The organism is Burkholderia sp. AU33803 (genome assembly GCF_002223095.1).
Lineage (GTDB): Bacteria > Pseudomonadota > Gammaproteobacteria > Burkholderiales > Burkholderiaceae > Burkholderia.
On record NZ_NKFJ01000004.1, the window covers coordinates 1,138,339 to 1,160,185 of the forward strand.

At 64.8% G+C, this 21,847-nt stretch carries 20 protein-coding genes; 15 read left to right on the forward strand and 5 right to left on the reverse strand.

Annotation, left to right across the window (positions count from 1 at the left end):
* Window positions 1-61 precede the first annotated feature (61 nt).
* The 3 genes from CFB41_RS07745 to CFB41_RS07755 all read right to left on the reverse strand — a co-directional run bounded on the left by CFB41_RS07745 (window position 62) and on the right by CFB41_RS07755 (window position 5,117).
* A complete protein-coding gene (locus CFB41_RS07745) occupies window positions 62-1,747 on the reverse strand; it encodes a ShlB/FhaC/HecB family hemolysin secretion/activation protein (protein WP_089456102.1) in 1,686 nt (561 codons plus the stop codon).
* 144 nt (window positions 1,748-1,891) lie between these two features.
* A complete protein-coding gene (locus CFB41_RS07750) occupies window positions 1,892-3,316 on the reverse strand; it encodes a collagen-like triple helix repeat-containing protein (RefSeq protein ID WP_089456103.1) in 1,425 nt (474 codons plus the stop codon).
* A 40-nt stretch (window positions 3,317-3,356) separates the two neighbouring features.
* A complete protein-coding gene (locus CFB41_RS07755; protein WP_089456104.1) occupies window positions 3,357-5,117 on the reverse strand; it encodes a collagen-like triple helix repeat-containing protein in 1,761 nt (586 codons plus the stop codon).
* A 676-nt stretch (window positions 5,118-5,793) separates the two neighbouring features.
* Between CFB41_RS07755 and CFB41_RS07765 the strand changes: the two genes are divergently transcribed.
* The 14 genes from CFB41_RS07765 (at window position 5,794) to CFB41_RS07830 (ending at window position 19,667) form a co-directional block, all read left to right on the forward strand.
* The gene (locus CFB41_RS07765) at window positions 5,794-6,000 is read left to right on the forward strand and encodes a Flp family type IVb pilin (RefSeq protein WP_089456106.1); all 207 of its coding nucleotides are present in this window, start codon (window positions 5,794-5,796) and stop codon (window positions 5,998-6,000) included.
* Between the two features lie 114 nt (window positions 6,001-6,114).
* Window positions 6,115-6,615 carry a prepilin peptidase gene (locus CFB41_RS07770; RefSeq protein ID WP_089456107.1) on the forward strand — a complete coding sequence of 167 codons (501 nt, stop codon included), beginning with the start codon at window positions 6,115-6,117 and terminating at the stop codon, window positions 6,613-6,615.
* Window positions 6,612-7,058 (forward strand): TadE family protein, encoded by a 447-nt coding sequence (locus CFB41_RS07775; protein WP_089456108.1) that lies wholly within the window; start codon window positions 6,612-6,614, stop codon window positions 7,056-7,058. Before CFB41_RS07770 ends, CFB41_RS07775 begins: the two co-directional genes overlap by 4 nt.
* An 86-nt stretch (window positions 7,059-7,144) precedes the next feature.
* Entirely contained in the window at window positions 7,145-8,074 is a 930-nt protein-coding gene (gene cpaB, locus CFB41_RS07780; protein WP_089456109.1) for a Flp pilus assembly protein CpaB, read from the forward strand.
* A 65-nt stretch (window positions 8,075-8,139) separates the two neighbouring features.
* Window positions 8,140-9,468 (forward strand): type II and III secretion system protein family protein, encoded by a 1,329-nt coding sequence (locus CFB41_RS07785; protein WP_089456586.1) that lies wholly within the window; start codon window positions 8,140-8,142, stop codon window positions 9,466-9,468.
* 60 nt (window positions 9,469-9,528) lie between these two features.
* The gene (locus CFB41_RS07790; protein WP_089456587.1) at window positions 9,529-10,803 is read left to right on the forward strand and encodes a fimbrial protein; all 1,275 of its coding nucleotides are present in this window, start codon (window positions 9,529-9,531) and stop codon (window positions 10,801-10,803) included.
* 3 nt (window positions 10,804-10,806) lie between these two features.
* Complete coding sequence (locus CFB41_RS07795; RefSeq protein WP_089439967.1) at window positions 10,807-12,174, forward strand: CpaF family protein; 1,368 nt, start codon at window positions 10,807-10,809, stop codon at window positions 12,172-12,174.
* Entirely contained in the window at window positions 12,167-13,168 is a 1,002-nt protein-coding gene (locus CFB41_RS07800) for a type II secretion system F family protein (protein ID WP_089439968.1), read from the forward strand. The genes CFB41_RS07795 and CFB41_RS07800 overlap by 8 nt, the downstream gene beginning before the upstream one ends.
* Window positions 13,169-13,172: 4 nt before the next feature.
* Window positions 13,173-14,168 (forward strand): type II secretion system F family protein, encoded by a 996-nt coding sequence (locus tag CFB41_RS07805; protein WP_089456110.1) that lies wholly within the window; start codon window positions 13,173-13,175, stop codon window positions 14,166-14,168.
* A gap of 17 nt (window positions 14,169-14,185) precedes the next feature.
* The gene (locus CFB41_RS07810; protein ID WP_089456588.1) at window positions 14,186-15,031 is read left to right on the forward strand and encodes a tetratricopeptide repeat protein; all 846 of its coding nucleotides are present in this window, start codon (window positions 14,186-14,188) and stop codon (window positions 15,029-15,031) included.
* Window positions 15,032-15,051: 20 nt separating this feature from the next.
* Entirely contained in the window at window positions 15,052-15,378 is a 327-nt protein-coding gene (locus CFB41_RS07815; protein ID WP_089439971.1) for a DUF3613 domain-containing protein, read from the forward strand.
* Between the two features lie 95 nt (window positions 15,379-15,473).
* Entirely contained in the window at window positions 15,474-17,411 is a 1,938-nt protein-coding gene (locus CFB41_RS07820; RefSeq protein WP_089456111.1) for a pilus assembly protein TadG-related protein, read from the forward strand.
* A gap of 108 nt (window positions 17,412-17,519) precedes the next feature.
* Window positions 17,520-18,911: a sigma 54-interacting transcriptional regulator gene (locus tag CFB41_RS07825; RefSeq protein ID WP_089439973.1), complete on the forward strand. Its 1,392-nt coding sequence runs from the start codon at window positions 17,520-17,522 to the stop codon at window positions 18,909-18,911.
* A gap of 54 nt (window positions 18,912-18,965) precedes the next feature.
* Window positions 18,966-19,667 (forward strand): DUF2968 domain-containing protein, encoded by a 702-nt coding sequence (locus CFB41_RS07830; RefSeq protein WP_089439974.1) that lies wholly within the window; start codon window positions 18,966-18,968, stop codon window positions 19,665-19,667.
* Between the two features lie 77 nt (window positions 19,668-19,744).
* Here the strand turns inward: CFB41_RS07830 and hfq are convergent, their stop codons facing one another.
* Complete coding sequence (gene hfq / locus CFB41_RS07835) at window positions 19,745-20,296, reverse strand: RNA chaperone Hfq (protein WP_089456112.1); 552 nt, start codon at window positions 20,294-20,296, stop codon at window positions 19,745-19,747.
* A 295-nt stretch (window positions 20,297-20,591) separates the two neighbouring features.
* Between hfq and CFB41_RS07840 the strand changes: the two genes are divergently transcribed.
* Window positions 20,592-20,876, forward strand: a complete 285-nt coding sequence (locus CFB41_RS07840) for a PXPV repeat protein (protein WP_089456113.1) — start codon at window positions 20,592-20,594, stop codon at window positions 20,874-20,876.
* A 27-nt stretch (window positions 20,877-20,903) separates the two neighbouring features.
* On the opposite strand, the gene CFB41_RS07845 is transcribed toward CFB41_RS07840, so the two are convergent.
* Window positions 20,904-21,821, reverse strand: coding sequence for a DUF1571 domain-containing protein (locus tag CFB41_RS07845; protein WP_089456114.1), 918 nt, complete (start codon window positions 21,819-21,821; stop codon window positions 20,904-20,906).
* Between the last annotated feature and the right edge of the window lie 26 nt (window positions 21,822-21,847).

A 21,847-nucleotide genomic window follows, 5' to 3' on the forward strand; every position in this document is an offset into this window, starting at 1 on the left:
ACGTTTGATAGAGGGGACTCTAATCGAAACAGCCCGCTGGCGCGGGCTGTTGGGTGCCCGATCAGTTGAGCTGATACGAGAATGCGGCGTTGATGCGCGGGCTGCGTGACGCACTTTCGACGGGAGCGTCACCCACCGGCTTCGCGACGTTCAGGTCGAGGCTGTAGAAGCGGCTGTCGGTGAAACGCACGCCGATACCGACCGACGACATGCGGTTCGGCGACGGTGTGCCCGCGTGCAGGTACACGCGCGCCATGTCGTAGGCGATGTACGGCGTTACGGATTTCATGTACGTCCAGCCCGGCGTGAAGCCGCGGTTGACCTCCAGCGACATCCCCCATCCCGAGTCACCCGACGCTTCGCCCGGCTGATAGCCGAGCGCGTAACGCGTCGAGCCGAACGAGATCTGCTCGGATGTCGGCAGCGAGTCGGGGCTGTATTGTCCGGTCAGCGAAACCGACGTGCCGATCCGGAACGGCCACTCGTTGGTTTGCGTGAAGGTCGCGCCGGTACGGACGAAGGTCAGTGATGTCGGGTCGGCGTACGTGATCGTCGAGCCGTTGGCCTGGGCGACCTGCGATTTCGACGCGCCGAGGATGTCGAACGCCTTGGCTACGTTGACGCTCAACTTTCGCACTTGCTTCGGTTGGACGTTGGTGTAGTCAAGTTGCAGTTGCAGCACGCGGACCTGCGACCGATTGTTGAGCGTCGCGCCATTGATCTGGTTCTGGTAGTTGTCCTCGTTGTGCGCCGCGTAGCCCGACACCGTGCCGAGCAGGCTGCGCTGGTTGTTCAACAGTATCGGATAGGATGCCGAAAGACCCAGCTTCTCGTTCTTGACCGTGCGCTGCACGTACGACGGCAGCCCCGGGTTGTCGGTCGGCTTGCCGCGATAGGTGCTCGCGTCGAGGCGCGTGATCAGGCCGCTGCTGCCCACGGGTACCGCTCCGCTGAATGCGAAATAGGTTTGCTTGTCGCGCCCCGGCGGCGCCAGCGCGGAAATGCTCAGTTGCTCGCCGAACGACGTGAGGCCGTTTTCGGTCGCGGTGATGAGACCCTGGACGCCCGGATGGTTGAAGTCGATACCGGTGCTGACGTTGAACGGCTTGCGGTCGACCGCGAGTTCGAGCATCGTGGCACCGTCGGTGGTTTGCGGCGGCGGTACGTTCGCCTTGACCGTGAGGCCGGGCAACAGGCCGAAGGTGTTCACGTAGCGTTCGAACGTCGCGCGGCGCAGCGGGCGATCGGCAGTGATATGCGCGGCGATCGCACGAATCTTCGATTCCATCGCACCGGGCTTGCCGGTGACCTTGACGTCCGACACATAGCCTTCGACAACCGTGATGCGCACGACGCCGTTCTCGAACGTCTGCGCCGGGACGAACGCGAACGACAGCGCGAAGCCGCGATCCTGGTACAGCTTCGTCACGCCGTTGGCGGTTTCGATCAGGTCGCCGATCGTGATGTCCTTGCCGACGAGCGGGGTGAAGCGACGCGAGATCTCTTCGAACGGAACGGATTTCACGCCTTCGACCTGGAATGTGGTCGGTGTCAGGTGACGCGACAGCAACTCCTGCAATTGCGGTGCTTGCGGTGCGACCTGCACGGTCACGTTCGGGCCGGTTTTCGGCGCGTTGATCTGGGGCAGGGAGTCGAGCGGGTTACCGCCGACGCGCGTTTGTGCATGTGCCGTGCCTGCTGCCGCGATGGCGAGCAGCATCATCCATCTGTCGAGTCTGGATTTCATTGTTCTTCCTCGTTGGCCTTGCTCTTCGTCTTCTTTGTAATGCCGGCGCGCGACACCAGGGTGCCGCGCGCCGCGTGCCGCAATGCCGGTTGTGTTTGTACGGCCGCGCCATTCGCTCCGGCTGCGAAGGTGCGACCGTCCTCCTTACTTGCCAACGCTACCCAGCGTACCCAGCAACCCCGTTACCGGTGCCAGCAGCCCCGTCGAGCTGCCGCCCGACGTTGCCGTACCCGTGACGCCGCCAACCAGCGACGTGACCGGTGCGAGCGGGCTCGATCCCCCGGATCCTGCGGCGCCGCCGACTGCTCCGGTGACAGTATTCAGCAAACCGGTGACAGGCGCGAGAGGGTTTGCACTGCCTGCGCCACCCGTCGCGCCACCGAGCGTGCCCGTGACCGTCGACACGAGATTCGTGACGGGGGCGAGCGGGCCGCCGCTGCCGCCCGCCGCACCGCTCAGTGCGCCGGTGACGGTGGAGACGAGGCCGGTGACGGGCGCGAGCGGGCTGCTGCCCGAGCCGCCGGTCGCGCCGCCGAGTGCGCCCGTGAGCGAGCCGAGCGGCGTCGAGCCGAGACCCGACAGCAGGCCGCCGAGCGGATTCGTCGAGCCGGAACCCGACGACGTGCCGTTCTGTACGGTCGCCGTCGAGCCGCCGACGAGGCTCGTGATCAGGCCGGGGATCGGTGCCGCGCCGTTCGGGCCGTTCGGGTTGACGAGGCCGCCCGCGTTGGTGACGGTGTTGCCGACCGCCGTGACGAGCTGACCGACGTCGCCGACGAGCGGCTGGCTCGACGTGCCGCCCACCTGCTTGCCCGCCGAGCTGATCGCGCCGCCGACCTGGCCGAGCAGGCCCGAGACGGGTTGGCCGAGGCCGGTCGTCGTGCCGACCTGTTGCGTGACCTGGCCGGCGGTGATCACGAGCGGCGTGATTGCCGAGCTGAGCGGTTGCGTGACCTGCTGAACGGCGCCCGACGACAGCGTCGAGCCGAGCGTCGTGCCGGCGGCCGTCAAGCCGTTGGCCACCGTGTCGAGGACGGTGCCGACCGGCGTCGTGACGGGCGCGAGCGGTGCGAGCTGGCCGGTGCCGAGTGCCTTGACCGTCGAGCTCAGGCCGGACACCGTGTTGCTCGTCGCGCCGACCACGTTGCCGAGGCCCGCGACGGTCGTGCCGACCGGATCCTTCGCCGTGCCGATCTGCCCCAGCCCGTTGCTCACCGCGTCGGCGGCGGCGCCGACGATCGTGCCGGTGCTCGAGAGCGTGCTGCCGACACCCTTCGTCACGCCGTCGCCGAGGCCCGGCACGCTGATGTTGCCGACCGTACTGCCGAGGTCGGTGGCCGTCTGGCCGACCGTGCTGACTACGCCCTTGGTGCCGGTGGACGTACCGCTGGTGCCGCTCGTGCTTGGCGTACCGCTCGTGCTCGGGTTGTTATTGTTGTTGCTGCTGGTCGGCGGCGAGCTGACGCCACCGCCGCCGCAGGCGGCCAGCAGGCAGGCGGCGGCGAAGGCCGTGAGGGGCGCGCGCCATTGGCGCAGGGCGGCTGTCGTGAGAGAACGTTGCTGGGACATGATGGACTCCTCGCTGTCTTGTCGATTGATGGATGTTGGTTTACTTGCCGTGCGTGCCGCCGAGCAGGCCGCCGATCAGCGACGTGACGGGCGCGAGCGGATTCGACGACGAACCCGAGTTCGTGACGGCGCCCGTACCGCCGGTCAATGCCGGTGCGCCGACCGTGCTGGTCACCGTGGACACGACGTTCGTCACCGGAGCGAGCGGGCTGCTGCCGCCTGCACCGCCCGTCGCGCCGCCGAGTGCGCCCGTGACCGCGCCGAGGAGACCCGTGACCGGGGCGAGCGGGCCACCGCTCGTGCCGCCCGTTGCGCCGCCGAGCGCGCCCGTGACCGTCGAGACGAGGCCGGTAACCGGCGCGAGCGGGCCGCCGCTGCCGCCTGCTGCGCCGCCGAGCGCACCCGTGACCGTCGAGACGAGGCCGGTAACCGGGGCGAGCGGGCCGCCGCTGCCGCCTGCTGCGCCGCCGAGCGCACCCGTGACCGTCGAGACGAGGCCGGTAACCGGGGCGAGCGGGCCGCTGCCGCCGCCTGCTGCACCGCCGAGTGCGCCCGTGACCGTCGAGACGAGGCCGGTGACCGGAGCGAGCGGGCCGCTGCCGCCGCCTGCTGCGCCGCCGAGCGCACCCGTGACCGTCGAGACGAGGCCGGTGACCGGGGCGAGCGGGCTGCTGGCGCCGCCCGTTGCGCCGCCGAGCGTACCCGTGACCGTCGTGAGGAGACCCGTGAGCGGGGCGAGCGGGTTGGTCACGCCGCCGGTGCCTCCCGTGAGCAGGCCGCCGACGGCCTTCACGGTGTTGCCCGTCGACGAGACCGTGTTGCCAAGACCGGTCGTGACAGGGTTGCCGCCCGCCGACGCGAGCAGGGCGCCGGCCTGGTTCAGGCCGTTGCCGACGGTGCCGAGCAGCGTGTTGACGGGCGCGCCGAGGCCGGTCGCGGTGCCGATCGTCTGGGTCGTCTGGCCGACCATCGTCGTGATCGGCGTGATGGCCGAGCTGACCGTCTGCGTGACTTGCTGGATCGGGCCGGTCGACAGTGCGTTGGTGAGCGTGGTGCCGCCGTTCGATACGGCGCCGCCGAGCGTCGACACGAGTCCGCCGACGGCGCCCGTGACCGGTGCGAGCGGCGTCAGCGGACCGCTGCCGAGGCTCGAGACCAGGTTGCCCGTCTGCGTGACCGCGCCGCCGAGCTGGTTGACCACCCCGCCCGTGCTGGCGAGCGTGGTGCCGAGCGGATCCTTCGTCGCGCCAAGCTGGCCGAGACCGTTGCCAAGGCCGTTGCCGAGTGCGGTCACGGCGCCGCCAACGCTCTGCACGATGCCGCCCGCGGCTTGCGTGGTGGCCGGGTTGACGCCCGGCAGCGACTGGTTGGCGATGACGGAGCCGAGGCCCGAGACGGTCCCACCGGCGCTCGTGATGATGTTGCTGCTGCTTGCGAGGACAGTTCCCACTGGGTTCGACGATACCCCCGAGGTGCCGCTCGTGCCCGACGTACCGCTGGTGCCGCTGGTGCCGGAGGTACCGCTCGTGCCCGAGGTGCCGCTGGTGCCGGATGTACCGCTCGTACCGGACGTACCGCTGGTGCCCGAGGTACCGCTGCTGCCGCTGGTACCGCTCGTGCCCGAAGTACCGCTCGTGCCGGAGGTAGAGATCGTATCGCCGCCGCCCGAGCTCGAACCGCCGCCGAGCCCCTGGCTGATGGAGCCGGAACCGCCGCACGCGGAGAGGGAAAGCATGGCTGCAACGGTGGCCGCGATCAGAGTCGTCCGGAACACGCCATGAGGGATAACCTTAATGTCCATTTTGTCCTCGCATTAAAAATGTGTTGTGAACTTCGTTGTGTTGAGTGGTGCGCGCACTACTCTGCAACTGTCGTGCCATTTCGATGCTCGACCGTTCGACAACAGGTTTTAAACGAGGCAATTCCTTGTCGGAAAAGGAAGTTATGGAAATTGAAAGATTGTTGAATCTGTTTAAGGGCAGGCAAATGAGAACGGTTTCGCGCGTTTCGTAACGTAACGTCACAACATTGGCGTTACGCGTGCGGCGTAACGTGGGGGCCGCGCAGGCTTGGTGGACGAGGCAATTGTTTTACTGGTGGATTAGGTGTGCACATCTAACCTATCGTAAATCCTATGTGTAAGTCGTACCGAAACGCCGTACAAATACATGGTGCTCCTGGTCATTTTTTCGATCCGTGTTGTTAAAAGAGGTTGGAATTTAAATGGGATCGGATATAGAATCGGCAGCAGATGTAAGCAAATGTACGGTTCGGTACACAACGTTCGAGGAGGTGACTATCGCGAATGTTAACTTGCATCAAATGTTGAGCCATGCCCCTCGGGGCGACCTATAAAGAAAGCGCACCCGGTTGTCGTTACAGCAGATGTGGCGAACAGCGTGGGGCAACCGGCCAGATATGCGGGGACGTATACGTATAAAAGGCCAAAGAACGTAAATACAGGCACGAGGAATAAAATGAAAGCAATCATCAAGCGTTTCCTTCGGGAAAATGACGGGGTTACCGCGATCGAGTATGGGCTGATTGCGGGTCTTATCGCTGTCGCGATCTTGGCTGGTGCCTCAACGATCGGCACTAATCTCGGCAATATGTTCACGAATCTCGGGACGTGTCTCACCACCCCGGGCGGCGCGAACTGCTCGGCTGCCAAGATCTTTACGTAATACACCTGACGTTAGTTGGTACGACCTCGAAACATTGAGTCGTCTTGATGTTGCGGCGAGCGGATTGCCTTTGGCAGTCCGCTCTCTGCGACATTTGCGGCAGGTTGTGTTGCGATGACACATTTCATATTCAGCGGGATGTTCCTGGTCTGGGCTGCGTTCGTCGCGACCAGCGACATCCGTTTTCGGCGTGTTTCGAATTCGCTCGTCCTGGCCGGGTTGGTCAGTGGCCTAGGCGGAGCGTATTTCAACGCCGGTCCGTTTGGCATTCTCCCGGCGCAGGCGATGATCGGCCTGCTGGTCGGGCTGGCCGCCTTTTTCCCGCTCTTTTTGCTGCGCGTCATGGGCGCGGCGGACGTCAAGATCTTTGCCGTGATCGGCGTGTGGTGCGGCGCATATGCGCTGCTGTGGATCTGGATTGCCGCCAGTCTTGCCGCCGGTATTCATGCATTGGCCGTGATGCTGCTGTCGCGCACGTCGATCGGCGCGTTGCGGCAACCGGGCCAGCCGGCGATGGCGCTCGGCAAATACCGGGCAACACCCTATGCGGCATGCCTCGCGGCACCGGCTGCCGCATGGGTTGTCTTTCTTGTCGCCACGGGGAGCTTGCGATGAAACGACAGATGCAGCGGCATGGACGCCGCCGGCAGCGTGGCGCGACGGCCGTCGAGTTTGCGATCGTGTTTCCGTTATTGTTCGTGATTTTCTACGGCATCGTCACTTTCGGGATGATATTCACGATTCAGCAGAGCCTGACGTTTGCCGCCAGCGAAGGTGCACGGGCCGGGCTGGCTTACGCCCCCAGCCTCGCTGCGCGTATTACGAACGCAACAACGACCGCGCAGAGCGTCGTCGCCTGGCTGAATGTCGGTACGCCGCAAGTTGCGGCGCCGCAGTGCAGTTACGACACGTCGGTTCCACCGTCGCTGTACTGCCTGTCCGTCACGGTGAACTACACCCCCAAAGACTGGATTACGACCATGCCATTTCTGGGAAGCATACTGAGTCAACCGTTGACGAGTACGGCGGTCGTGCAGATTCCGCAGTCGATCCTTTGAAGTGCGTATCGTGACGCGACCAGCAAGCTGGCGCGCGAATCGGGCAGAAACCTATCGGACTTTCAATCCGGCATCTACACGACAACATGGCCAACAATTTGACGAAGATCATCGCGGGACTGCTGATTGCAATCGCCGTATTGCTCGGAATTTATGCGTGGATGCTCGGACGCAGCACGCAGAATGCCGTGCCAGTCCAGCAAACCGTTGCGGCAAACCCGGTTCCGGTCGTGATTGCGACGCGCGTGTTGCCGGCCGGCCAGCCGATCACGGCCGACGCACTGAAGGTCCGGCAGACCGCGCCGGTGCCGACTGGCGCATTTGCCGATCCGTCCGTGCTCGTTGGCCGGGTGCCGGCAGCGGATATTCCGGCTTCGTCGCCGGTTGTCGCGGGGGCGCTGGTGTCGGGGCTTGCCGAGGATGTCCAGCCGGGCGAGCGTGCGGTCGCTGTCCGAGTCGACGAAACCAATGCGGTCGGCAACCGGTTGCGGCCCGGCAACTACGTCGACATATTTCTCAATCTGAAGCGCGAAGGCGGGGGCACGATGCTTGACGGCGAAATTTCGCAGACTCAGGCGCGGCTGTTGTTGTCGAAGGTACGTGTGTTGTCGTTTGGCGACGCGACACCCGATCGAGACAGCGGCAACACCACCAATGGCAACAACGGTCAACCGTCCAGTGTCCGCATCGCGGTGCTTGCGGTGCCGACCGCGCAAGTCGATGCACTGACGCTTGGCGAGTCGAGTGGCCGCCTGACTTTCGCGTTGCGTAACCCGCGCGATGACGAGCTTGCAATCCAGACGGTCGCGGTGCGGACGGACAACAAGCTGTCGCCGTCGGCGCTCGCCGCCGCGGGCGTCTCGCTGCAACAACTGTCCGGCACACCGAGAACCCCGGTGGCCAACCCGAACGTGCCGCCACTGCCATCGCATCTGCCGCCGGTGGTGCGGGCGGGCGGCGGGGGCGGCGGCATCGAAGTGATCCGCGGCGGCCGGTCGGAAACGGTTGCCTATTGAACGACATCGAAGGCTATCGATTTCAGCGACGACAAATAAAGGGCCGCGTGACGGTCTACCAAACAATGAAAAACACACTGATTGCATTCGCGATTGCTATCTGCACCATGACTTTCGCATCGTTTGCGAGCGCGAGCGGCACGATCGAACTGGCGGTTGGCGCGCAGCGGCAGCTTTCGGCGGGCCGCGCGCTGCAGCGTGTTGCGGTCGGCGATCCGGCCATCGCCGACGTCCTGATCATGAAGGGCACCCGCTCGGGTTCCGTGTTGCTGACGGCGAAGGCGCCTGGCGCGACAAATGTGATGCTGTGGGAGCGCGGTCACGAGGAACCGACGGTCTGGAACGTCGAAGTCGTCGACGCAGCTGCGCAAGCGGTGCTCGACGGCTCCACGCCGCGCGTGAATGCATACGGTGGCACCGCGGTGCTGCAGGGCTCGTCGACGTCGCTCGATGCGCATGCTCGTGCGGCGGCAGTCGGCAAAAACATGAGCGGGAAGGGCGCCGTGATCGATCGCTCGACGGTCGCGGGCAAGAGCGTCGTGCAGGTCGATGTGCGGGTCGTCGAATTCAGCCGATCGGTGCTCAAGCAGGTCGGGTTCAATTTCTTCAAACAGAGCAACGGCTTTTCGTTCGGCTCGTTTTCGCCCGGCGGCGTGCAATCGTATAGCGGTGGGTCACCCGGCACCGCGGGGTACGTTCCGACGCTCGGCTCGCCTGTCTCGTCCGCGTTCAATCTGGTCGTGAATGCCGCGGGCCGTGGGATCTTCGCCGACCTATCGCTGCTCGAGGCGAACAATCTCGCCCGTGTGCTTGCGGAGCCGACGCTCGTTGCGTTGTCGGGCCAGAGCGCGAGCTTCCTCGCTGGCGGTGAGATTCCGGTGCCGTCGCCGCAAGGGCTCGGCTCGACCGCGATCCAGTGGAAGCAGTACGGTGTCGGACTGTCGTTGACGCCCACGGTGCTGAGCCCGCAGCGGATCGCGTTGAAGGTTGCGCCCGAATCGAGCCAGCTCGATTACGTGAACAGCGTGACGATCAGCGGTGTTGCGGTGCCGGGGATCACGACGCGCCGAGCCGACACGACGGTCGAGCTCGGCGACGGCGAGAGCTTCGTGATCGGTGGCCTGATCGATCGCCAGACGATGTCCAACGTCAACAAGGTGCCGCTGCTCGGCGATTTGCCGATCATCGGGACGTTCTTCAAGAATCTGAACTATCAGCAGAACGACAAGGAATTGCTGTTCATCGTGACGCCGCATCTCGTCGCACCGATCGCGAAGGGCGCGGTATTGCCCGCGACGCCTGGCGAACTGTCGGAGCAGCGTGACGGGCCGGTCTGGAAATCGTATCTGGGCGGAGCGGCATCACCAGATGCAGCTCCGGGTTTCTCGAAATGAGTGCGATGCATCGCGGATTGCGACGCCTCGCCACGCCTTGTGTAATCGGGGGTGTTCAGCATGAACGCGCGAATCCAATCATTGTGTGAACCCGCCGTGACCGACCATTTCGTTTGCGCATCGCTACAGGAGGCGCATGTCCGCTGGCTGGCCGATACGCTCGTATCGGCCGGTGCGGTCGAGGCTGCGTCCCTTGAGCCGGGCGTGCTCGCGCAGCGCATTACGGGTCTCAACCCTGCGCTCGTATTCATTGATTTTTCCGGTGGTAGCCCGGCGGCGAGCGTGGCGGCTGCAGCGGTACGCGCATCCCATCCGGGCCTGCCGATTGTCGCGCTCGGCTCACTTGCCCAGCCGGAAAGCACGCTTGCCGCATTGCGTGCCGGCGTGCGCGATTTCATCGACGTATCGGCGCCGGCAGAGGAGGCATTGCGGACGACACGCGGACTGCTTGCGAACGTCGGCGAGCCGGCGAGCCGCCATGGCAAGGTCGTCGCGTTGCTTGGCGCGCGCGCCGGCATGGGCGTGAGCACGCTCGCTGCGAATCTCGCCGTATGGCTGCAGAAGCACGCAGTGAGTCCCGGGGGGAGCGGTGAGTCGAATGGCGGCACGCCGGCCGGCCGCCAGACAGCGCTGGTCGACCTGGGGCTGCCGGCAGGCGATGGCGCGTTGTTCCTGAATACCCGCTGCGAATTCCATTTCATCGATGCGGTTCACAACCTGCGCCGCATCGACCGAACCTTTGTGAATACCGCACTGACCCGGCATGAGAGCGGTGTCGCATTGACGACGCTTCCAGCCGATCTCGGCGGGCTGCGCGATGTCTCGTATGCGTCGTGTGCGGGATTGCTGAACCGGTTTCGTGCCTTCTTCGATCAGCAGATCGTCGATCTCGGTGGTTTTTCGAATCGCGAGTTCGTTGCCCAGATGACGACTTCGGCCGATGAGGCGTGGCTCGTCTGCGATCAGGGCGTCGCGTCGATCGTGTCCGCAGCCGATCTGCTCACCGGGCTGCGCGACGCGGGTGTCGACACCGATCGCGTACGGCTCGTCGTCAACCAGTACGATCCCGCACTCGACCTGACGCCTGCGCAGATTGCCGAGCGTCTCGGTCTGGCGCTGGTGGGGACGTTGCCGTCGCGCCGCGTCGCGATCGGTCATGCGGCAAACCAGGGCCGGCTCATCGTCGACATGACGGAGCGCGACCCGTACGTGCGCGCGCTCGAGTCGCTTGCCGCGCGGCTGCCGGGTGTGTCGGTCAGGTCGACCGTCACGCGACCGGCATCCGGCCTGTCTGCGCTGAAGCGCTTCATTCAACCCTCGTCCAAGCGGTCGTAAGCGATGGCACACGACATTCAATTCGCCGACGGCGCAGCGCCGTTCTCCCAGACGCAGCAATTCCACGATATCAAGAATGCCGCGCATGAACATCTGCTGACGCGCATCGAAGAACTGGGCGCCGAGTTCGGCCGATGGTCTCGCCAGGCGATCAACCAGTTCGTCGATCTCGAGATCGACAGCTTCGTGCGCCTGCGCCGCATTCCGCTCAACGAGAACGAGGTGCGTGCGATCGCCGAGGCTCTTACCAAGGAGCTTGCGGGCTTCGGGCCGATCGAGGACCTGCTTGCGGACCCGGCCGTCGAGGACATCCTGATCAACGGGTACAACGACGTGTATGTGTCGCGTCACGGGATACTCGCGAAGCTGCCGGTGCGTTTTACCGACAACGCGCACCTGCTGCGAATCGTGCGCCGGATCCTCGCACCGATCGGCCGACGTCTCGACGAGTCGAACCCGATGGTCGACGCGCGGCTGCCCGACGGTGGCCGCGTGAACGTCGTGATCGAACCGCTGTCGATCGACGGCCCGGTGGTATCGATCCGGAAATTCCGCAAGGATCCGTTGAAACCGTCCGACCTGCTCGGCAACGGGACCTTCAACGAAGAGATCAACACGCTCCTGCAGGCTGCGGTCGAGGCGCGCTGCAACATTCTCGTGTCGGGCGGCACGAGTTCCGGCAAGACGTCGTTGCTCAACGCGCTCGCATTCCACATTCCCGAGATCGAGCGTGTCGTAACGATCGAGGACACGGCGGAACTGTCGCTGAACCACCCGCACGTCGTACGGCTCGAGAGCCGACCGGGCGGTTTCGACGGCACCGGGGTCGTGTCGATTCGGGACCTGTTGCGCAATACGCTGCGGATGCGTCCGGACCGGATCATCGTCGGCGAAGTGCGGGGCGGCGAAGTGCTGGAAATGCTGCAGGCGATGAATACCGGTCACGACGGCTCAATGGGCACCGTGCATGCGAGTTCGCCGCGTGAGTGTCTGTACCGTCTCGAGATGCTTGCCGGCTTTGCCGGCTTCCAGGGCACTGAGTCGAGCCTGCGTCGGCAAATCGCGAACGCGATTGACTTCATCGTGCAGATCGGGCGCCTGTCGAACGGACGGCGGCGGATCCTGTCGATCACGGAAGTGACCGGGTTGTCCGACAACATCATCGCGACGCAGGAACTTTACCGCTATGAAGCGCGCGTGACGCCTGAGGGCGAGGAAGTCGACCATTGGGAGACGCTGGGCATTCATCCGCATTCGCCGAAGCTAGCGCGCTTCCGTCAGACGCTGACGAGCGGTGGGTTCGGCGATGGCGGGTTTGGCGGGGGCTTCGGCGGCGGGTTCGGCCGCGGCGGCGGGGGCTTCAATGTATAGCGCGATGGCGTGGGTGCTGGCTTTCGCGATGCTGTGCGTTGCGGCAGCGGTGATGCTGTGGCGTCACGCGGAGAACCGGCGCATACGGACCGATGCGAAGCGATTTATCGACAGCCGGCTCGAACTGGGTGCACGTGCCGGGGTTGCCACGCAGGCAGCACGGCCGTCCACGGCAGGCGCCGCGCGTGCGGTGTCGCCGCAACCGGGCACTGCACGGAGCGCATCGTCCGTTACGTTCTGGAAGCACCAGTATGCGGTCGCATCCGAATATCTGACGAACCTTGCGAGTCGCGCGGGGATCGAGGATGCGCGCGGCAAGACGCTCGTCGCGCTCGCCGTGCTGGTTGCGGTCGCGACGTTCGCGGGCAACCGCGGTGGCGCGCTCGCGTGCTTTGCCGCGCTTGCGTGCGGATGCTCGATTTTCGGCGTCTGGCTCGCGTCGCGAATCCAGCGGCGCAGGCTGAAGATTGTCCGGCAGATCCCGTCGTTCCTCGACGGCATCGTGCGTCTCGTGACGCTTGGCAATAGCGTGCCGGCGGCATTCCAGTCCGCGCTGCTGACGACCGAGGAGCCGCTTCGCGGCTGTCTCGACCACGTGTCGAGGATGCTGCGAGGCGGTGTCGAAATCGATCGCGCAATGGTGCACATCGCGAAAATCTACCGAACCGAGGAGTTCGAACTCGTCGGTTCCGTGTTGCGACTGTCGGTCAAGTACGGCGGCCGCGCGGACGTGATGCTCGAGCGCATGGCCGTGTTCATGCGCGACCTCGAACAGGCGGAGCGCGAGTTGACAGCAATGTCGGCAGAAACGCGGTTGTCGGCGTTCGTGCTCGTGATGTTGCCGATCGGGATCGGCAGCTTTATCGTCGTGACCAATCCGAAGTATCTGCACGGGATGTGGAACGACCCGGGCGGGCGGACGCTCCTGATGTTCGCGTTCCTGTTGCAATTGGCCGGCAGTGTGTGGCTGTATCGAATGGCTCGGCTCAGGTGATGCTATGACAGCGAATCAGATCGGAGCGATTGCCCTGGCGAGCGGCGCACTCGGCGTGCTGCTGTTCGGCGTGATCGCATTGTTACGCGCAAGTGCCGCGACGCGTGCCGAGCGCGCGCTTGTCGATGCGCTCGACCGGCGCATGGCCACGCTCGAAGCAGCGAAAGCGCGAACCGCGCCGGACGGCGGCGATGCGCCAGCCACGCCCGACGTCCGGCGGGGGCAGCGCGTCGAACGTATTCTCGATCGTCTGTCGGCGGCCGGTGTGCGCTGGCTCGATACCGGGCTCGGCAAATACGCTGTCGCGGAAGAGGATCGCCGCTTGCTCGAGCAATGCGGTTACGTCGACACGCGCACGCGCGGGCTGTTCCTGAGCGCGCGGGTCGCGTGTGGGATCGGGCTGCCGCTGCTGTTCGCGATTTTCGCGAGCGGGCATATGAAGGGCAGCATGTGGATGGTCGGCATGTTTGCCGCTTTCGGGCTCGGCTTCATGTTGCCGAAGCTATACGTACAGCGCCGCGCGGCGGCGCGGCGTCAAAGCGTGATCGACGAACTGCCGTTGCTCGTCGACATGCTGCGTCTGCTGCAAGGCGTCGGGTTGTCGCTCGATCAGAGCCTGCAGGTCGTGACAAACGATTTTCGCGGAATGATGCCGGTACTGTCCTCGGAAATGGGGATCGCGCAGCGCCAGTTCGCGGCAGGCCGGACGCGCGAGCAGTCGTTGCAGCGTCTGTCCGGCGGATTCGACAACGAGGATCTGCGCGCAATCGTGCGATTGATGGTCCAGGTCGACAAACATGGCGGTGCGGTGCAGGAGCCGCTCAAGCAGTTCGGCGACCGGTTGCGCGAGACGCGCCGTGCGATGTTGCGTGAACGGATTGGCCGATTGACCGTGAAGATGACAGGCGTGATGGTGTTGACGTTGCTGCCCGCCTTGCTGATCGTGACAGCCGGGCCGGGTTTGCTGGCGGTGACGCACGCATTGTCGGCGCGCCATTGACGGTGGAAGGAAAGACGATGAAGCGGATCAGCGGGATGGCATCGCAAATGGGTGTGGCTGCGGCAGTGGTGCTGCTGCTCGGTGCGTGCGCAACCAAGGAAAACGGGTATGGCGTCAGCGCGCAGACCGAGCGTGCGGCGCTGATGCAGGCGGCCGATCAGAAGCAGTCCGTTCCGGATACGCCCGGGATGTACCTCGGCCTGATCCAGCGGATGCAGGGGCAGGGGCTTTACTTTGCTTCGCTTGCGCACATCGATGCGTACGACAAGACCTACGGCGCGATTCCGGAGTCGATCCTGTTGCGCGCGGACGCACTGCGGATGACCGACCAGCCGGTGGCCAGCGCGGCCGTCTATACGCAACTGCTGAAAACACCGCTTGCCGCGCGAGGCTATCGCGGGCTCGGGTTGATCGCGGGCGCGGCAGGCGATTTCGATCGTGCGGCGCAGGTACTTGCGCAGGCGTCGGATCTTGCGCCGACCGATGCGTCGCTGTTGTCCGATCTCGCATATGCGAAGTTGCGCAGCGGCGACGTCGTCGGTGCGCGGGTGCCGTTGATGAAGGCGGCCGAATTGGATCAGCGCAATCCCAAGATCGTCAGCAATCTTGCGCTTTACCTGATCGCGGCGGGGCGTACACAGGATGCTCAACGGTTGATGAATCAGCAACATCTGCCGGCGGATATCCGCAAGGACATCGCCGGCGACGCGGCGAAGATCGTCGCGGCGGCACGTGCGCAGCAGCGTGCGGTCGCGACACCATCGGTGGTGTCGCGTCGCGCTGCTGCAGCGCCGATTACACCGATGGCGAACAATTTCGGTTATGACCAGACCGTGCCACTGTTGCAGCGCTTTGCACAATGAACAGACATCGGGAAAACGACATGAACAATAAATATCATCGAAACGTGCGCGTGGGCCGGATCGCGGTACTCGGTGCGATCGTGTGGATCGCGGTCGGCTCGGCTGTCACCTATGCACAGGATGCCGGTGCGCCGCGCGCGTCCGACGTCGAGCGCTCCGCGAAGGAATGGCTCGCCATGCAGCGCGACAATCGTGCTGCAGCGCCGGCGCAACCGGTGCTCGGCGACGTTGCGTCGCTGGTCTATCAACGCTATCTCGACTCGTTCAAGAACAAGATTCCCGACACGATGAATTCGCAGCTCGGCTCTGCCAGCGGTATGTCGGGTGGCGGTCTAAGCGCGCAGTAAGCGAGACGGCGATGCGCACAGATCAATCACACGTGGCTCGGCGGCGCCGCGTCGGCTGCCCGGGGGGGCGTCGCCAGCGTGGTGGTGCAGCGATCATGGCGACGATCTTCCTGGCGATCGCGGTCATCGTGTTGGGCGCGACTGATATAGGTCGCTTCTATGCCGAACGACGCCATATGCAGGCGGCCGCCGATACGGCCGCGCTGTCTGCCGTGACGCAGGTCGCCAGCGATGCCACTTGTGCGGCCGCAACGACTGCGGTTAATCAAGTCACGAACGTGCCGGCAAGCCTGCTGTCGGGAAAGGCCACGGCAGCCGTGACGTGCGGGATCTGGAGCCCACCGGCAACCAGCGGCGCGAGTGCCCAGTTCACACGCACCTCGGGAGCAGCGCTGCCGGCCAATAACCAGTGCGCCGGCTTGTCAGGCGGCGCAGTCGGCGCCGGGCAATCGGTCAACGCCGTGTGCGTGACCGTTTCGGAGCCGGTGAGCGGGATTTTTATCAACGACGTAACGATCAGTGCGTCGGCTATCGCCAAGAGCGTGCCGACCGACAGCTTTACGCTGACCACGTCGCTGGCTGCGTTGAACGGCGGGTTGGCCAACAAGTTGCTCCAAGTGCTGACGGGGTCTCCGAATGCGCTGAGTCTGACGGTCCTCGACTACCAGGGGCTGGCGCAAGTCAACCTGAAACTGGCAGGTATTCTCGCCAATCTGCCGGTCGGCACGACCACGGGCGTATTGAACGGTACCGTGACGCTCGGGCAACTGGCCTACGCCGCAGTTCAGGCAGCGACGCAGCAGAATCTGGTCGGAGCCAACCTGAACGTGCTGAACGCGATCGTTGCCTCGCTCTGTTCCGGCACCGTCTGCGGCGGTCCGCAGATCGCGCTTGGTCAGCTGGTTTCTGCCGCTACCGCTACCGGAACCTCCGCCGTCAACGCCAGCGTCAATGCTCTCGGATTGCTGTCGACGGCATTGCAGATCGCGAACGGCACGAATTCGGTCGCCATTCCCAGCATCACGGTTCAGACGCCGACCGCGCTGGCGCCGCTGCTGAACGCAACCGTATCGGGCTCGGTGTCGCTTGCGGGGACGCCGCCGTCCACCGCGAGCGGTCCGGCCGGGCCGACGAATTGCGGAACCTCCAATTGCACGACCAACACGTCGACTGCGCAGGGGAATGTGTTCCTCAATACGTCGATATCGTTACTGTCGACCTGTCCGACCGGCGGGCTGGTCTATCCGGGAGGTACGTGCCCGTCGGGTAGTCCCACGCCGCTTGCCGCGGTGCAACTGCCGATTACCGCCTATGTGGCACCCGCGACGGCGGGCCTCGCTTCGGTCACCTGTACCGCGAACGGCACGAAGACCGCTCAGGTGAACGTGCAGACTGGAGTGGTAGCCGTGTACATCGGCGGTTCGGCGAATACACCGATCAACCTGAACGCGCCATCCGGGTACACCACCGGCAGTGGAACCCCGATCACGCTGGTAGCCGTCAACCTGCAGAGCCTGCTCAGTCTACTGGGGCTCAATACCGTGATTTCAGCGCTCAATGTGCTGACGCTGGGGTTGATCAACCTGAATCAGATATCCGTCAATATCAGCCTGAAGCCCGGACAATTGACGGTTCCCGTGGCTAATCAAACGCCGACTGCGCTGACGTTCACGTATCCCGGCCCCGGGTCATCCGCTTCGCCGAGCCCGGCGTCACCGTACACCCTGGGCACGGGAACGGACCAATTCCTGGCGCCCGCGGTTCAGGGTATCGTCGGTAGCGGCCTGTCGGTTTCGGTGTCGGCGAGCGGCGGGTTGGTGGGGGTGCTGGCCGGCATCCTGAATCCCTTGCTGGATATCCTGACCGGGCCGCTTCTGACCGCGCTCGGAAGCACACTCGTTCCGCTGCTCCTGCAACCAATCGACTCGCTCCTGACCTCCGTCACGGGCCTGCTCGGATTGAGCCTGGGGAACGCCTATGTCACGAACACACCGGACTCGATCAAATGCGGCAACCCCATGCTGGTTCAATAAATGCCTGAACGTTCAGTCATCAATGCGGGCAGCGTCGCTGCTGCCTGCAACAGATCGCTGATCTGCAATGCAAAGCAACTCGTCAATCACTGAAGCCGCACCCGAATCATGAGAACCACGCCCGCAATCGAAGAGCTCGACCTGTACGTCTGGGAAGGCAAGGCGGACATTGTCGACCGCGTCGCCCGGTGCATGGCGAGCTTCGACGTCGAAGTGATCCGCGCCGACAACGCGGAGATCTCGCCCGAGCGCGCCGCCTTGCGGCCGTCGCTGGCGATCATCAGCGTGACGATGATCGAAATCGGCGCCGCGTTCCTGCGCGACTGGCAGGCCAACATCGGCATGCCGGTCGTCTGGGTCGGCGCGGCGCGCGATCACGACGCGTCGCAGTATCCGCCCGAGTATTCGCACATCCTGCCGCTCGACTTCACGTGTGCCGAGCTGCGTGGCATGATCGGCAAGCTCGTCACGCAGCTGCGGGCGCATACGGCCGAAACGTCGCATCCGACCGAACTCGTCGCGCACTCGGAATCGATGCAGGCCCTGCTGCACGAAGTCGATACGTTCGCCGATTGCGACACCAACGTGTTGCTGCACGGCGAAACCGGCGTCGGCAAGGAGCGCATCGCACAACTGCTGCACGAAAAACATTCGCGCTACCGGCATGGCGAATTCGTGCCCGTGAACTGCGGCGCGATTCCCGACGGCCTGTTCGAATCGCTGTTCTTCGGTCATGCGAAGGGTTCGTTCACGGGCGCGGTTGTTGCGCATAAAGGCTATTTCGAGCAGGCGGCCGGCGGCACGCTGTTCCTCGACGAAGTCGGCGATCTGCCGCTGTACCAGCAGGTCAAGCTGTTGCGCGTGCTCGAGGATGGCGCGGTGCTGCGCGTCGGCGCGACGTCGCCGGTCAAGGTCGATTTCCGGCTGGTCGCGGCGAGCAACAAGAAGCTGCCGCAGCTCGTGAAGGATGGCCTGTTCCGCGCCGATCTCTACTACCGGCTCGCGGTGATCGAGCTGAGCATTCCGTCGCTGGAAGAGCGCGGCGCCGTCGACAAGATCGCGCTGTTCAAGTCGTTCGTCGCACAGGTCGTCGGCGAAGAGCGGCTCGCTCAGTTGTCCGATCTGCCGTACTGGCTGACGGATTCCGTCGCGGACAGCTATTTCCCCGGCAACGTGCGTGAACTGCGCAACCTCGCCGAGCGTGTCGGCGTGACGGTGCGGCAGACGGGCGGTTGGGATGCCGCGCGGCTGCAGCGGCTGATCGCGCATGCGCGCAGTTCGGCCCAGCCGGTCCCGGCGGAGAGTGCGGCCGAGGTGTTCGTCGATCGCAGCAAGTGGGACATGAACGAGCGCAACCGCGTCATTGCGGCGCTCGACGCAAACGGCTGGCGGCGTCAGGATACGGCGCAGCAGCTCGGCATCAGCCGCAAGGTACTGTGGGAAAAAATGCGCAAATACCAGATCTTCGACGAGGAACCCGAGACCCGCGAAAGCGAGTAATTAATGAGATAAAATCGCGCTGAATTACAACGACTCGGGCGGGAATAGAACTTCATGAGCCATATGACGGGGTTGGGAAGGGCGTGCGTATTGTTCGCCCTGGCGGGAGGCATTCAGGGCGCATACGCGCAAAGTCTGGCGGATAGCGGTTCGCCGGCCGTACAGCAGGCATCGGCGCCGGTGGCGGCGATTCCGGTGATCGATTCGCAGACGTCGCTGCAGCCGCAGGCGGGCGAGTCGACGGGGCCGAGCACGGTCGACGACTTGCAGCGCCAGATCCAGGCGCACTCGCTGACGGAAATGCGCACGAGCTACAACGGCAGCTACGGCGCGAGCCTGCTGTTCAACGTGAAGGACGGGGCGTACTTCGTCGCGTTGTTCCAGCAGAAGGCGTTCTGGCGCGTCATCAAGACTTACGACGAAACGCGTGCGGAAGCGATCTATCGCGACTTCTCGCGCCAGGCGGAGCGGCTGGCCGTGAACGAACTGCGGGCGGCGAAGCTGGAATCGCAGAAGGCGCAAATGGACAAGCAGATCGAGGTCACGCAGGATCGCGCGCGGCGTCTGCAGGCCGATATCTCGATCGCCCGACAGCAGCAGGCGGCGGTCGCGGATCGCCAGAAGAGCGTACGCAACGAGACGGCCGCATTGCAGGCGCAGCAGGCCGAGCTTCAGTCGCAACTGCGCGCGTTGCAGCAGCAGGTGCGTTCGTTGCAGCGTGAGGCCGATGCGGGCCTGCCGACGACGGCACGCTGAACCCGGCGGCGGTGCGGCGACATGCCGCGCCGGCCGCACCAGTAAAAAGGGCAAGCCGGTTGGCTTGCCCTTTTGCTTTACTGGCCGTCCGGCACGATTCGCCGGCGGCGCGTCACGATGACCGGCCCGCTGCCGCCGCGGGCATCCGACGACGAGGCGTTGCCGGATGCGTCGCCGGTGTCGCGCGGTGCGCCGTAGCTTTCGCGCGGTTCACGGGGTTCGCGCGGGGCACCGTAGCCTTCGCGCGGTTCGCGCGAGCCATAGCCTTCACGCGGTTCGCGGGAGCCGTAGCCGCCGTCGCCGCGCGATTCACGCGGGCCGCCGTGCGAGCCGTACGGGCTGTGACCGCCGCCTTCACGGCCGCCGGGGCGCCCGCCGGTGCGCGGCCCGCGGGGGCCGCTGCCGCCCGGGCGCGAGCCGCCCGTGTCGAGCTGGATCGTGGAAATCGCGCGCTTGTAGATGCCTTGCAGACCCACGGGGGTGCGCAGCATCACCAGGTACTGGTCGAACGACTCGATGCACCCCGTCAGACGAATGCCGTTGACGAGATAGATTTCAACGCGCTTACGTTCCTTGCGCGCCGAATTGATGAAGTCGTTTTGCGGATGGGATTCTGCGGGATTGGCCATTGAGGTGCGGCAGGAGCCTGCGTCAGAGAATATGTTGTGCGTGTGTGTGGCGTGTTCGTCCACAAGGTGTTTGGCGGGATTCTACCCTGTTCAATCGGGGAGCGCGTAGTCGTGATTGTGTCGAACCGTAACCCACTATAGACGTTCCAGCGCGATTTCGCGATTCGGCCAAACGGCTAATGCCATTTCGTTACGTCGCGTTACGACTCTCGCAAGGCCGTATCACCTGGGTTCGCGCGCGACGTTTACTTTAGTCGCGCGCGCCGGGCGGGCCGGCATATCAGGGATTCAGAACATGAACAAGAGACGATGGGCAGGGTGGGTCGGGAGCGTGGCGTTGCTGGCTTCGGGCAGTGCGATGGCGGGGCATGTCGACCTGTCGGTCGGCATCGGCGTACCGGTCGCACCGGTCTATGTCGAGCCGGCCCCGGTCTATGTGGCGCCGCAACCGGCCGTGGTCGCCTATCCGGGCTACGGATACGGCTACTACGGCGATGACGACGACGATCGCTATCGCAAGTGGCGCAGGCACTATGACAAGCATTGGCACCGGCACCACGGCGACGACGATGACGATTGAGTCCGAGGCCAGCCCCGCCGGCGCGCATCAGAACGCGTAGTCGGGGTTTTTCGGGTCGAATGCGGTGTCGTCGAGCGTCGTCGGGGCGATTTTCTCGATGACGATCCGCTCGAAGATCTTGCCGTCGTTGTCATAGGACTCGACGGTCCGGAAATAGGGCGCGTGCAGGTCGAGCCCCAGGACTTCCTTCTTCGCATAGAACTGCGGCCGGCCGGTCGGTGTTTCGTAGGTGAGCGCAACGACGCGCACGCCGTTGATCGTTCTGGCTTCCACATCGGTCGGCCGCTGCACGCCGGCTTCCAGGTATTTCTTCCCTTCGGTCAGGTACAGGTTCGTGATGAATTCGGTGCCGAGATCCTTCACCTGGTGATTCGACTGGGCGCGCGCGAGTGCACCGTCGATGGCCGTCCATAGCGGAATCTTGCCGAGCAGGCCGCCGAGGTGGCCGTACATCTCGTCCTTGCGCTGCGTCGTGTCGTAGATGGTTTCCTGCCCGGCGTGCGCGCCGCCCGGCAGCCATTTCGCATAGACGCGCAGCGGCTCGCGGGTGGTCTTCACCAGCATGCGGTCGGGCGTATCGGACCATTTTCCGCTGATGCGTTCCTGGCGCACCATCGTGAACTGGTAGGACGGATAGCCGTTGGGACCGTTACGGATATAGAGCGGCACGGCGAGCGGATCGAGCGCCTTGAAGAGCGCCGTGAGCGTGGCGTCATCGAGTTGCGCGAGCGTGCCGCGCTGCGCGGCCGTGCGCAGCCAGCGTGCCTGTTGCGCGACCGGCTCGCGGGTGACTTTCGCGAGATCGGGCGGCAGGGCGACCTCCTGCGCCGCGCTCACGGCACTGGCGGCTTCCTGCGCATGCAGGCCGGTCTGGGCGAGCGACAGCATGCACGCGACTGCCATAGCGGCGGCATGCCGCGCGTGGCGCTTCTTTCCTTCGTTCATCGACGGCGTCTCCCGGGGCGATGGTG

Bases quoted from the DNA above. Each gene is read 5' to 3' on its own strand.
- CFB41_RS07745 (WP_089456102.1), bottom strand. From the start codon at position 1,747: ATGAAATCCAGACTCGACAGATGGATGATGCTGCTCGCCATCGCGGCA.
- CFB41_RS07750 (WP_089456103.1), bottom strand. From the start codon at position 3,316: ATGTCCCAGCAACGTTCTCTCACGACAGCCGCCCTGCGCCAATGGCGC.
- CFB41_RS07755 (WP_089456104.1), bottom strand. From the start codon at position 5,117: ATGGACATTAAGGTTATCCCTCATGGCGTGTTCCGGACGACTCTGATC.
- CFB41_RS07765 (WP_089456106.1), top strand. From the start codon at position 5,794: ATGAAAGCAATCATCAAGCGTTTCCTTCGGGAAAATGACGGGGTTACC.
- CFB41_RS07770 (WP_089456107.1), top strand. From the start codon at position 6,115: ATGACACATTTCATATTCAGCGGGATGTTCCTGGTCTGGGCTGCGTTC.
- CFB41_RS07775 (WP_089456108.1), top strand. From the start codon at position 6,612: ATGAAACGACAGATGCAGCGGCATGGACGCCGCCGGCAGCGTGGCGCG.
- cpaB (WP_089456109.1), top strand. From the start codon at position 7,145: ATGGCCAACAATTTGACGAAGATCATCGCGGGACTGCTGATTGCAATC.
- CFB41_RS07785 (WP_089456586.1), top strand. From the start codon at position 8,140: ATGAAAAACACACTGATTGCATTCGCGATTGCTATCTGCACCATGACT.
- CFB41_RS07790 (WP_089456587.1), top strand. From the start codon at position 9,529: ATGAACGCGCGAATCCAATCATTGTGTGAACCCGCCGTGACCGACCAT.
- CFB41_RS07795 (WP_089439967.1), top strand. From the start codon at position 10,807: ATGGCACACGACATTCAATTCGCCGACGGCGCAGCGCCGTTCTCCCAG.
- CFB41_RS07800 (WP_089439968.1), top strand. From the start codon at position 12,167: ATGTATAGCGCGATGGCGTGGGTGCTGGCTTTCGCGATGCTGTGCGTT.
- CFB41_RS07805 (WP_089456110.1), top strand. From the start codon at position 13,173: ATGACAGCGAATCAGATCGGAGCGATTGCCCTGGCGAGCGGCGCACTC.
- CFB41_RS07810 (WP_089456588.1), top strand. From the start codon at position 14,186: ATGAAGCGGATCAGCGGGATGGCATCGCAAATGGGTGTGGCTGCGGCA.
- CFB41_RS07815 (WP_089439971.1), top strand. From the start codon at position 15,052: ATGAACAATAAATATCATCGAAACGTGCGCGTGGGCCGGATCGCGGTA.
- CFB41_RS07820 (WP_089456111.1), top strand. From the start codon at position 15,474: ATGGCGACGATCTTCCTGGCGATCGCGGTCATCGTGTTGGGCGCGACT.
- CFB41_RS07825 (WP_089439973.1), top strand. From the start codon at position 17,520: ATGAGAACCACGCCCGCAATCGAAGAGCTCGACCTGTACGTCTGGGAA.
- CFB41_RS07830 (WP_089439974.1), top strand. From the start codon at position 18,966: ATGAGCCATATGACGGGGTTGGGAAGGGCGTGCGTATTGTTCGCCCTG.
- hfq (WP_089456112.1), bottom strand. From the start codon at position 20,296: ATGGCCAATCCCGCAGAATCCCATCCGCAAAACGACTTCATCAATTCG.
- CFB41_RS07840 (WP_089456113.1), top strand. From the start codon at position 20,592: ATGAACAAGAGACGATGGGCAGGGTGGGTCGGGAGCGTGGCGTTGCTG.
- CFB41_RS07845 (WP_089456114.1), bottom strand. From the start codon at position 21,821: ATGAACGAAGGAAAGAAGCGCCACGCGCGGCATGCCGCCGCTATGGCA.